At 45.4% G+C, this 12,034-nt stretch carries 9 protein-coding genes; 2 read left to right on the top strand and 7 right to left on the bottom strand.

What is annotated here, in order from left to right; all coding sequences use genetic code 11:
- Positions 1-30 precede the first annotated feature (30 nt).
- The 6 genes from QUB25_RS10480 to QUB25_RS10455 all read right to left on the bottom strand — a co-directional run bounded on the left by QUB25_RS10480 (position 31) and on the right by QUB25_RS10455 (position 9,082).
- Complete coding sequence (locus tag QUB25_RS10480) at positions 31-1,035, bottom strand: BMP family protein (RefSeq protein ID WP_333183197.1); 1,005 nt, start codon at positions 1,033-1,035, stop codon at positions 31-33.
- Between the two features lie 207 nt (positions 1,036-1,242).
- Positions 1,243-3,417 (bottom strand): glutamine synthetase III, encoded by a 2,175-nt coding sequence (locus QUB25_RS10475; RefSeq protein ID WP_333138518.1) that lies wholly within the window; start codon positions 3,415-3,417, stop codon positions 1,243-1,245.
- An 811-nt stretch (positions 3,418-4,228) separates the two neighbouring features.
- On the bottom strand, positions 4,229-5,479 hold the full coding sequence (locus QUB25_RS10470; protein ID WP_333183196.1) for an alpha/beta hydrolase: 1,251 nt from the start codon (positions 5,477-5,479) through the stop codon (positions 4,229-4,231).
- A gap of 523 nt (positions 5,480-6,002) precedes the next feature.
- Positions 6,003-7,805, bottom strand: a complete 1,803-nt coding sequence (locus QUB25_RS10465; RefSeq protein WP_333183194.1) for a serine hydrolase — start codon at positions 7,803-7,805, stop codon at positions 6,003-6,005.
- Positions 7,806-7,876: 71 nt separating this feature from the next.
- Positions 7,877-8,611, bottom strand: a complete 735-nt coding sequence (locus QUB25_RS10460; protein ID WP_333183193.1) for a calcium-binding protein — start codon at positions 8,609-8,611, stop codon at positions 7,877-7,879.
- A gap of 348 nt (positions 8,612-8,959) precedes the next feature.
- Positions 8,960-9,082, bottom strand: a complete 123-nt coding sequence (locus QUB25_RS10455) for a hypothetical protein (protein ID WP_333183191.1) — start codon at positions 9,080-9,082, stop codon at positions 8,960-8,962.
- A 129-nt stretch (positions 9,083-9,211) separates the two neighbouring features.
- Here QUB25_RS10455 and QUB25_RS10450 point away from each other — a divergent pair, with 129 nt between their 5' ends.
- Both QUB25_RS10450 and QUB25_RS10445 read left to right on the top strand, forming a co-directional pair.
- Positions 9,212-9,373 carry a hypothetical protein gene (locus QUB25_RS10450; protein ID WP_333183189.1) on the top strand — a complete coding sequence of 54 codons (162 nt, stop codon included), beginning with the start codon at positions 9,212-9,214 and terminating at the stop codon, positions 9,371-9,373.
- Positions 9,374-9,714: 341 nt separating this feature from the next.
- Complete coding sequence (locus QUB25_RS10445) at positions 9,715-11,136, top strand: AAA-like domain-containing protein (RefSeq protein WP_333183188.1); 1,422 nt, start codon at positions 9,715-9,717, stop codon at positions 11,134-11,136.
- Here the strand turns inward: QUB25_RS10445 and QUB25_RS10440 are convergent.
- On the bottom strand, positions 11,133-11,990 hold the full coding sequence (locus tag QUB25_RS10440) for a calcium-binding protein (RefSeq protein WP_333183186.1): 858 nt from the start codon (positions 11,988-11,990) through the stop codon (positions 11,133-11,135). The two genes, QUB25_RS10445 and QUB25_RS10440, sit on opposite strands and share 4 nt — an antisense overlap.
- Positions 11,991-12,034 lie beyond the last annotated feature (44 nt).

Raw genomic sequence — 12,034 nt, 5'->3', positions numbered from 1 at the left:
TCAATATTGGTAAATCAATTAATGCGCGCACTAAGGAGAAACATCGATTTTGCCAGTCGTCACAGCATCTCGGATGGTCTTGAAAGTGTCCTCTTCCTGAGACGTGAGAGTGCCACGGAAAGGGGCAAAGTCATAGATCTTTTCCTTGAGCCCAAACTTGTAAAGTTTTCCTTCCCAGCGACCTTGCTGGGTTAAAACTGCCACATTTAGCACCAGATTGGGAATGTCCTGCAGAACGCTAGTGAGGACTTTGCCAGGAGCCACTTCATACTGATCCTTTGTCCTACCAATTACCAAGACTCCTGGCTTTTGCGAAACGGCTGTTAGCGCGGCTAACCCTGCCTCACCCGCGTTGAAGGTCAAAACATCTACTCCAGAGGCAACCATATCAGTTGCAATTTTGGTGGCTTTTTCTGTATCAACCCAAGAATTGAGAAAAGCAGTCGAGGCTTGAACAGAGGGATTCGTTGCCTTCACTCCCCGCCTAAACAAGGCTTCTTCTTCTTTGTAAACCGGATAAGGCTCACCCACAATATAGCCAACTTTATTGCTTTTGGTCTTCATGGCAGCCAAAGCGCCTGTGAGGTAGCCCACCTCACCCGATCGAAAGGCAACAGCCCCCAAATTTCTGTTATTCCCTGGATGCGTTGTAATCAGGGCAAATTTCGTTCGCGGAAATTCTTTAGCGACCTTTTCGGAAGCTTTGGAATAGGCACCACTGGCTGCAATTACCAGGTCATAGCCTGACTGGGCATATTTGCGTATGGTAGGTTCACTATTTTCACCGTCCATACTGTCAGTAATGTCTACCTCAGCATTAAATTTATTTTTGATTAGATTCAATCCTTCAAAGCAAGCTTGATCCCAACTTTGGTTATCTTTGGCGCCTGTGGTGAGCATTGCCACTCTAAAGCTGCTAGAGGTAGTTGGTTCAGGGGAAGAGTCTACGTTCGGAGTCGAGCGACTGCAACTGATCGCAAAAAATAGAGCTAGAGCCGCCAGAGTCATTTGTTTAAAGAAAGATTGAATTCGCATAAGAGCTTTTCGGAGCCAGGTTAATTTTTTCACCCCTAAAAATTATTTTAAGGGTATCTCAACAATCTTCAGAACTCTTACTCTCGCTCGCATTTAATGACTCTGACATATTCAGCGTAACACTCATTTAAGCTCAACAACAAGTAAGGACACGGCACTGCCGTGTCCTTACTACTCTAACCTGCAATTAACCGAATTTGTTTGCTATTACTTAACAAACAGCATTTCTTGATAAGTAGGCAGAGGCCACAAATCATCAGCCACTTCACCTTCCAGAGCATCCGCATACTTGCGAACCTCATCCATCAAAGGACGAATTGTTTGCGAAGCATACTGCATATGGTCTTCTGTGGAAGCAAAATCGTGCTTGCTCAAAGCAGCACTCAATTTGCTCGCAGTATCCATCATGGACTTAACTAGCACTGCTACTTTTTCGGCACTTTCCTTTTCCAGTTCAATTCCAATCTCTTTCAATTTAGAAATCGTGCCAGAAACTTCAGCTAAATACCTCAAAGCTGCAGGGTAAATAATGGTTTTTGCCATGCTTATTACCAGTTTTGCTTCGACTTCAATTGCCAGTAAATACTGCTCAGCATAAACATCGTAACGGCTTTCCAATTCAACTGGAGTCAGAACACCTGTCTTTTCAAACAAGTCTTCAATGTATCCTTCCTTCAACACGGGCAAAGCATCTGCAGTAGTCCGCAAGTTAGCTAAACCCCGTTCCTCAACAGCCATTTTGTGCCATTCTTCCGAATAGCCGTTGCCGCCAAATACAACCGCACCGTGCTCGTCCATCACTTCTTTGAGAAGTGTTTGGATGGCAGCATTCAGTTCAGTTCCGTTAGCCAAATCGCTTTCTAATTTGTTAGCAATCCAGTCCAAAGAATCTGCAAGAATTGTATTCATCGCCACCAGCGGCCCGGAAACCGACTGACCCGAACCTACTGCACGGAATTCAAATCGGTTTCCAGTAAAGGCGAAGGGCGAAGTCCGGTTTCTGTCTCCAGCATCCTTCATGAAAGTAGGCAGTGTTTCTACACCTAAGTTCATAATTCCCCGACCTTTAGAGTCCTTAACTTCTCCCCGGCTAATTTGCCCGAAGATATCTTCTAATTGCGAACCCAAATAGACAGAGATAATTGCTGGTGGAGCCTCATTTGCACCCAACCGGTGGTCGTTGCTAGCAGTAGCAACTACCGCGCGCAATAGCGGGCCGTATTTGTGAACTCCGCGAATCACAGCGCCGCAGAAAACTAGAAATTGTATGTTCGAGTGCGGTGTATCGCCTGGGTCTAATAAGTTTCCTTGGGTGGCATTGCCGACCGACCAGTTGACGTGTTTGCCGGAACCGTTAATGCCGGCGAAAGGCTTCTCATGCAGCAAACACATAAAACCGTGTTTCTTCGCAGTGTTGCGGAGAATTGTCATGGTTAATTGTTGGTGGTCGCTGGCGACGTTTGCAGCTTCAAAAACTGGTGCAATTTCAAACTGACCGGGAGCTACTTCGTTGTGGCGGGTTTTGGCAGGAATTCCCAGCCGATACATTTTTTCTTCTACTTCCTGCATGAAGACTTGAACGCGCTCTGGAATCGCTCCAAAATAGTGGTCGTCAAATTGCTGACCTTTCGCAGGAGGTTTGCCAAAAAGGGTGCGACCAGCTAGTAGTAAATCTGGGCGGCTGTTGGTGAAATTGGCATCTACGAGGAAGTATTCTTGTTCGGAACCGCAACTGGAATTGACCGGAGCAACTTCGGTATTTCCTAATAGCTTTAACACTCGGGTTGCTGCTTTGTTCATGGCGGCAATGGAACGCAAAAGCGGCGTTTTCTTGTCTAAGGCTTCCCCTGTCCAAGAGATGAAAACAGTGGGAATGCACAATGTCATGCCGTTATCTGTTTCCATGACATAAGCAGGGCTGGTGACATCCCAGGCTGTATATCCGCGAGCGGCGGCGGTGGAACGAATGCCGCCGTTGGGGAATGAGGAGCCATCGGGTTCGCCTTGTACTAGAACTTTTCCTGCAAATTCTGAGATGACGGAGCCATCGCCTTGCACTGAGATGAAAGCATCGTGCTTTTCGGCGGTGCTGTTGGTTAGCGGGTAAAATACGTGGGCGTAATACAGGGCTCCTTTGGAAAGAGCCCAATCTTTCATTGCTGCTGCAACTACATCAGCTACGGAATCATCTAGTTTTTGGCCGGTTTGAATGGTGTTTTTTACGGATTTGAAAATGCTTTTGGGCAGACTTTCTTGCATCTTGCTCAGACTAAAAACGTCTGTTGCCCACATATCTTCTAACCGCTTGGGAGGCCGGGCCGGCATCTGTTTGCGGTTGACGATTTGAGAAATTGCTTGAACGCGCGATTGGTTTCCACTCATGGTTATTTTTATTGAGATTGCAGGACAAGTAGTTGAGAAAAAATAGATGTTAGCAAAAGTCTAACGATTGACGAATATGTTGGATTTACCCAACGTTTTTAGTCAAAGCTAACTTTTGGGAGAATGCCTTTTTGGCAGACTCTAAAAGATTGGAGGAGGGAGGCGCAATGACTTCGCCGTCCATCGGGTGTGACAATCCAGTGTGAGATGCGGTTGGATTGCGGTTATTAGCAAGAAGATAGATGGCAAGAGCCTGTACAAACTTGAGTCAACATTATAGATGTCTGCACTGCACAAATTTAGTAACTAATCTTCACCCTGGTCAGCTCAAAAATTTTGTGCGAATCAATTCCGATGAATTCAGGTCAAAACTACTTATGGTTTTTAACGGTTCGACGATCGATAAATCGCAGTCCAGCAAACAACGCACTCGTTTAGGGGTTTTGGAGAATTATGGAGAGTACACAATCTACACTTGGAGAGTTTAAACAATCATTAACCAAATAAATGTATCCTAAGCTACAGAACTTTATGTTTTTTTCAGAAAGGTCGATCGCACAAAGCGCACACAACCGCAGGATTTCAGTTTAACAGGGCATGGGGCATGGGGCATGGGGCATGGGGCATGGGGCATGGGCCCGCGCAGGGCATACGTCACCACGCTTGAGAACCGCTATATGATAAATAAAGTCTTGCAACTCTTCTAAAAGTTGGTGCGACAATTGGCCGTAGAAATCTTTAGGAGATTGGGGAACTTATTAAACTGTTATAGCCGCAGTTTATTGAGCATAAATGAGTAAGTTGATAATTTTTAGTTAACTCGTTGGTAATCCGAAGACTTCAGAGCATGAGCCAAAAAGCGTTCTGTGTAGTACAAAGCTAATTGATTGCTCGGGCCATTAAAAACTGCATCAAAGGCGTGTTCAGCCCAAGGAATTTCGAGCAAAAGAGCCCGCTCGCCCGTGGCTCGCAATCGTTCGTAGAGCGATCGACCAAACTTAGCCTGAACGATATGGTCGCGACCTGCATAAACCAGTAGAGAAGGGGGAAGATTCGGTTTAATATAATTTATGGGAGAAGCCCGCCGGTAAAGCTCGTTGAGTTCGTCTGGGGTTCCTCCCAGAAAGGCACGCAAGACGGCTCGAACATTTATAGCATCAGGAAAAGGTGGGTCATTGTAGCCCCGGATCAGGTCATTGGGGCCGTAATAATTTACCACTGCTCGAACTGGAAGCATACTAGAATCATAAGCAGTTAGCATTGCTAAATGGGCACCTGCAGACCTTCCCATCAAAGCAATTCGATCGAGATCGATTTCCCAATCACCAGCGTGAGTTTTGATATAGGAAAGAGCCGCTTGTACGTCCTCAATCTGAGCAGGAAATCGATACTTGGGAGCGTGGCGGTAAGCAATTGCAACCACACAATAGCCTTGGGCGGCCATATAGCGGCTGAATTCCTCATTGGCATCGGCATTGCCTCTCTGCCAAGCTCCCCCGTAGAGGGTGATAATCGCCGGATATTTGCCAATTTCCACGGGCCGATAAAGGTTTAGTTGCAGTGAAACTCCGTCAGGTTTGGCAAATACAATAGCCCGATCGATCCTAACCTCTCTGATGGGAATTCCTCGGAACGCATCTGCGAGGATAAAGGGTTGAGGGCGTAGCTGCGCGCGATGGGCTTGAGGAACGGCTGCTAAATAGTTTTCCCCTAGAACAGCTTGCATTTGGGTAGCTATGGCTGCATTGGCTGCGGGAAACTGAATCAGGGGTAGCAGGCCCAGGATTAGGGCTAAGAGGTTACAAACCAGTAAAATAATGTAGACTTTGCCTTGATGCCGTTTGAGTAGGTTCAGCAGAAGGGCGATCGTATTGATACCGACCAACCAAGGACTAATTTCTGGTGCTCCCACCGCCAAAGGGTACAGTAACATCGTGGGTGCTGGTACGATGACCCAGAGACTGAGAAATAGCGCGATCGCACTCAGGAACCAAGAAATAAATGGCGAGACTAAGAATGCTGCCAATAAGGGTAACTTTTTGCGGTTATTCTTGTGGATCATCGGATTTTCGCAGCCTAATTTTTTATCAGTTTAAACTAATACCATCGCCCTAACATAGGCTACAATGACACTGAGACTTTAACAAATATTGCCTAAAAGTAGATTAGCAAAAAAGCATTGATTTAACACTTAAGTATTTAAAAATAATCTAATAGCCTTCCACCCCAAACAGGATAAATATTTGGCAAACGATTTCTTACATCACTCTTTCATAAATTTTGATAATTGGAAATAAGTTTTAGATTCAAGCATTAGGAGTGACTTGTGACTCGCCGGGTTAGAGTTTTTTATAAAATTGCATTTTTTTACTGGTAAGCTAACACGCATCTAAAGTTGATAGTCAACTTTGACGAAATTCTTGTGGTGTCTGCCGCCCGCCAAAAAAATACAATTTAGATACCTACAGCTTATCAGCAGCGCTAATTCTGTTGAATTATGTGGAGCAAATTATACTCTGCATCACAAGCTTTTTTAGCGGTTAAAATGAATAGGATAAACTGCCGTGACGACAGTGATATAAATTTTATTTTTCAACTGCACGAGGTGCAACTAGATTCCAATTCACCTGAGAAACACCGTACAAAATAAAATTATTCAACATTCCGTAAGCATCCCCACAATTGTAGCCTTTAGCCTCAACACATTTCTTGTCCGCCCTTTGATTCACAGCCACAAAAATATCAACTCCATCCGGCAACACACCCGCATACATCTTCAAATTAGCAAAATCATCAAGGATGCGACCTTTATCGTCCAGCGGGGGCAATTTCCACTCTTTCGGATTGTTATTTCCCCCTAACTGGATTGCCCAAGCATGAGTGCCGTCAAGCGCTCCGTTGTGAGCAGTATATCGATTCCAAACATTATTTCGCTTTTCTCCGATGCGGGGGTTATTTTCATAACCGCCCACCCAATATTGTGACATAAATTTGAGGAAAACTTCAGCTTCTGCAGCTAGCGAACCCGTGCCAGGACTCAAATCAGTGTTTCTGCTGCTAAACGGAACTTGGCTTAAATTCCAAGACCAATTTATTCTCCCCGGCTTCGGATTTAGCCAAGTAGCAAAATCGCAGAAGCTACCCTTCCAGATGCAGTGCGGACGCTTCAAATCCCATCCCTGCCAATAGTAGGTTTTTCCGTTCCAATGCCGTTTTTCTGGCTCGCGATCGCCAATATTTTCTACTTCTTGGCTCATGAAAATTCCCCGGTCAGCCGCAGTAGAAATTCCTAACTCGGTTTTGAAGAAAACCTCCAAAGCCGAACCTTGATGAGTTGCTGGTTTACCCATTTTAGCAGCATAGCTGCCGGAAGCTATAAGCTGCTGCAAAATAAGCGTAGGAAATGCGGGACTGGTATTGGAATAGTGATATTGACCGAGAGGATACTGAAGGCATCGCCCAGCCAAAATCTGCATAGTTTCTGTTAAAGTAGGACTCGGCAAAAAATAGCCCGCGCTAGGAGAAATGCCGAGTTGATTTTTTGCTGAACTGACAGATTTGCTGCCCCATTCGCTGACAAGTAGCTGTTCTTGTGCTTGAAAATCGGCTGCTGTTTTCAGATTGCGAAGCACTGGCAAATTTGCAATCATATCTTGACCGTATCTGGGCGCGCTCCGCTGAAGTCCCGATCTGTGCGACAAAAAATGTCCGAGGGTGACGTTTTGCCACTGTTTGTCTGCAAATCCTGATTTGAGATTGGCACACTTGCTGTCTTTCACGGGAACGGGAAATTTGACTTTACCCGAAAATACGGCGTACAATTTTTCAGGGATAATCGCTACTGGATATTGCTTGTTCAAACCAGGAATTAGCGGCGGATAATGCTCTGGATCGAACAATTTCATCCCTTCAATTTGGTCGTCAGTCAGTTCTAACCCGGCCCGATCGCGCGCCGTCTGTTTAAGCGTCCAGCGCACCATTGCAAAGGTAACAGGCTTGCTAATACTGCCCATACGCATGGGGGTATCTGCCGCGACTGGGGGAGCCAGAGGAGCCTGCATATCGTCGCCACAAGCCGGATTCCAGTTATTAGTAGGTCTGCCTTTCATGCGGCCTAAACCCCACACACCGACCGGTTTACCTTTAACAGAAACACCGAGTACGGCCGCACCGACGCAGCGGTGGCGCATGAATTCTGTCAGGGATTGCAAAATCGGCTGGAGTTGCGCGTCACCGCTACCGCTAATGGGGATGTTTTCTTGCGCTAAAGCTGTGTTGTTGTTGGACTCGGAAAGCTTTCCCAACCCTCCTAAGAGGATAGCTGAAATCAAAGTCAAACTTGTGTAGAAAAGCCTGTTAATTCTTGGGCGACAATTCGCAATTCTCATTATAAAAAACTCCCGATTTAAAAAAGTAGGGCGGTGCTATGCTACCCGCCCTTTGACATTGATAATTAAGGCTATTGAGGGATAGGAGGCGCCGATAAGAATACTTGATTTGGGTTGACATTAGTTAAGTTTGTGCTTTGTACAACGCCAATCAAATTATCCTGGTAGAAGATACCAGTATCTTGAACATTGTTGCCGTTCCAATCGCCGATTTTAAGGGAATAGCCGTCCGCTAAATTACCTTTAATTTGGATTTTATCTTGACCTAGTGTAAAATCGGTAATTGTAGCATGGCCAGTTCCCAGGTAGTAAACGTTATTAACGTTGCCAAGTACAAATGTGTCTGCTGCCGCACCGCCGGCGAGAGAATCGGATTCGCTACCTGCGCCTATACCGTTACCAGCCCCAGAAAAATTAGCACCGTCAAGGTAATCGCTGCCGTCGCCGCCGATGAGATAATCTTTGCCGCTTCCTCCGAATAGATAATCGTTGTGCAACCCTCCCGATAGGGTATCTTTACCGCTGCCTCCGTATAGGAAATCTTCGCCAGCTTCGCCGTATAATTTATCGTTGCCGGCGTCGCCATTTAAATTGTCGCTGCCGAAGCCGCCGTAGAGGATGTCATCTCCGGCGCGACCGAACAATTTATCGTTGCCTTGATAGCCATAGATTGTATCATTTGCAATCTGAATTTGACCTTGACCGTCTATCGTCCAATCGTCTCCAACTAAGGATTTGTGGAATTGACCGTTGCCGTTGACAGTGTTGTTGTCGTCGAATTGAGTACCGTTGATAACTGATGACATTTTTGTTGCTCCTTGTTGTTGTGGACTTGGTGCAATAGGAATTGCGACTCAAGCAATTTGTTCTATGTAAACCAGTTTGTTCTCAAATCGAATAAGCGGCAATGGGAATAAAATCAGGTAATTTAAAAGCCTAAAAAATGGTGTTTGGCAATGATATATCCGAAAAAATCAGGTACTAAAAATATTAAAGTTGGAAAAAGTCAGGTGGGCGATCGTACTTTTTAGGTCAGTCCTGGACGCACTCTCACCAAAGAAAGCGGGTTTTTTACCGAATCTGCGGGTCACAACCTGCGTATTTTCGTAAAAAAACCCGGTTTCTGAACCGCCAAGCGCAACTACAAACCAATTTTAATATCCTAGTTGTGTCAGTCCTGATACGTTATTGAGAGTAGCTAAAATTTGACCGGTTGCTGCCAAGCGGATTAAGGTGTCGCTGTTGGCTTGAGTAATTGACAGTTGAGAGGCAGTCAAACCTCTAGTAAGGGCGATCGTATCTTTTCTGGGTTCAAAATCTAGAATGGTATCGATTGCGGAATCTGCCCAAAGCAGAAAGCGATTGTTCCCACTTCCTCCAAATCTGCAATTGTCAAAACTCCATTGTTGTATCGCTCGCCAAATGTAGCATTTCCCGTTGGATTAGTTAGACCTAAATTAACGGTTTCGTCAGCTTCGCCGATGACGCGATCGGCGATCGGAATAGTAACAATTTTTGGTGTGGTATCGCCAGCGGCAAAGTTAATGGCGATCGGCGTCTTGGTGTAGTCAGCAGCAGAAGCAGTGCCATCTGTCAGCGTCAGCGTTGCCCCAACAGCATCTTGCAGCGATAATTTTTTCCCTTGCCGCCTGGTGTTTGCTAGGTTAGGCTTTGATCGGTGTGGTTGAATGATTGATTTTTGCGCTCCTTTGCGAGGGCTTTGCTTCGGATCGCGAAAGCTAACGCTAACGGGCGATCGCTAATCAACTTGCTTCTCAACCAGTTTATTTCCTAAGAGCAAAACCGACAAGGGGAATAAAATCAGGCGTTTAACCAACAAAATGCCTTGCAGCAGTGATTGACAGTAAAAAATTAGGTTAAAATAGGGAAAAGTCAGGGTAACTTTCCAATGCAGGAACAACTGCTCTCTTGCAAGCATCTGCATACTTACGTATATGGGTACTTACCCGTCGATCCCATGAACTCAGAATTAGAATTCTCTTGGAGCAAAACCAAAGAATCTGCCGATCGCATTTTTGCTCAAAACACCGGCAAACATCTCAGCGACATCGAAATGAAAGTCCTTCAAGGTTCCTGGGAAGGAAAAAGTTACGATGAAATCGCCAAAACTTACGGCTACAGTGCTGAATACCTCAACAAAGATGTCGGCAATAAATTGTGGCACAAGCTTTCAGAAGCCTTAGCCGAAAAAATCACGAAGAAAAATTTTAAAGAAGCTCTGAGGAGATTTGCATCGCAAGAGTCCACTCAATATATTAGCACCAACCTGCTCTTACAACCGCTGACTGTGGCAAATTTGCAGTTTCCCGAAGGCTCGGTATCATTAGATTCTCCTTTTTATGTGGAGCGTTGCAACATTGAATCTTTGTGCTGCGAGACTGTTGTAAAACCCGGTTCGCTGATTCGGATTAAAGCACCGGAGATGATGGGCAAAACTTCACTGATGAACCGAATTTTAGCTGGCGCTGTTCGGGAAAACTATCACGCAGTTTATCTCGATTTGAGCGCCGCCGACCGAGGAATATTAACAAATCTGGATAAATTTCTGCGCTGGTTGTGTTTGATGGTAAGCCGACAGTTAAAGTTAGAAAACAAGTTAAACGAGTATTGGGATACCGATATTTTGGGCAGCAACGATAACTGTACGGTTTACTTTGAAGAGTATTTGCTGGCGGCAACAGAAACGCCTCTGGTTTTGGGCTTGGATGAAGTCGATCGCATATTTCCCTACACCGAAGTAGTTGAAGATTTTCTGGGGATGCTGCGAAGCTGGCACGAAAAAGCCAAGATTTCGGATATCTGGAAAAAACTGCGGTTGGTAATGGCGCATTCTACGGAAGTTTATATTCCTTTGGACATGAATCAATCTCCGTTTAATGCGGGGGTGCCCGTTGAGTTGCTGGAGTTTGAGAGCCAGCAAATTCACGATTTAGCTCGGCTGCACGGCTTGGATTGGGATGAGGGGCAGTTGCGAGAGTTAATAAGTGCGATCGGCGGACATCCTTATTTAGTAAGATTGGCAATGTATGAGATTAGTTGTGGCAAAATTTCATTAACTCAGCTATTAGAAAATGCGGCATCAGAATCTGGAATTTACACCAGTCATTTGCGAAAGCATTTGGAAATACTGCAACACAATCCAGAATTAGCTTTAGCTTTGAAAAAAGTTGTCAATTCTGCCGAACCAGTTGAATTAGATTCCATGCAAATTTACAAATTGCACAGCATGGGAATTGTGCGGCGGCAAAACAATTATGTCATGCCGCGTTGCAATTTGTACCGCGAATATTTCTGCCGCGTTTTAGGTTAAAAAGCGGAGATAAACACCTGATTGGGGTTGACATTGGTAATATTTTGGTCTTGCACAACACCAATCAAATCACCCTTGTAGAAGACTCCCGTGTCTTGGGCATTGCTACCTTCCCAGTTGCCAAGCCCAAGCGAATAACCGTCTGTTAGAATGCCTTTAATTTGGATTTTATCGCTTTGAGTTAAGCTAAAGTCCGTAATTGTGGCGTACCCATTTCCGAGGTAGTAAACGCTATTTGCGTCACCCAACGCGAACCTGTCGTTTCCAATGCCACCTGTGAGGATGTCGAATTCATTTTCCCCAAACCCGAAACCAGTAAGTTGATCGTTACCGCTTCCGCCCAAGAGACTGTCATTGCCGATACCGCCAAGCAGAGCATCGTCTAAATTACCACCAATCAGCCGATCGTTACCAGGGCCGCCAACTAGATAGTCGTAGCCAACGCCGCCATATAAAGTGTCATTACCAGCGCCACCATCGAGAACGTCGTTGTTAGACCCACCATCTAGATAGTCATTTCCACCAAGACCCAACAATATATCGCTTCCTGCATCACCATAGATTGTGTCAGATCCCAGCGTTAATACAGGGCCATTGGGGCCTTGCATCCATTCAGGATCTTTACCAACTAACTTGGGTCGGAATTGACCGTTATTGAAGGTATCGTCGTCATTGAAAGGGGTTCCATTAATAATTGCCATTTCAGTTGCTCCTTGTTCTTCAAAATTAGGGCGTAGAGATTGAGCGAAACCCACGTAGATGAATTTTGTTTGTGTAGGCAAGGGTGCAAGTTCGATGACGGGCGTCGCCACATTCGACTTGCACCCAGACGAGCGGTTTCCAACCGCAGGCAAGCGGGGTATTTTCTCTTAAGTTGACACGCCAAGAATGGGCGGAG

The organism is Microcoleus sp. B3-D7, assembly GCF_036705305.1.
Lineage (GTDB): Bacteria > Cyanobacteriota > Cyanobacteriia > Cyanobacteriales > Microcoleaceae > Microcoleus.
Note: the sequence above shows the minus strand (reverse complement) of the source record. Positions and strands in the feature narration are given on the sequence as shown.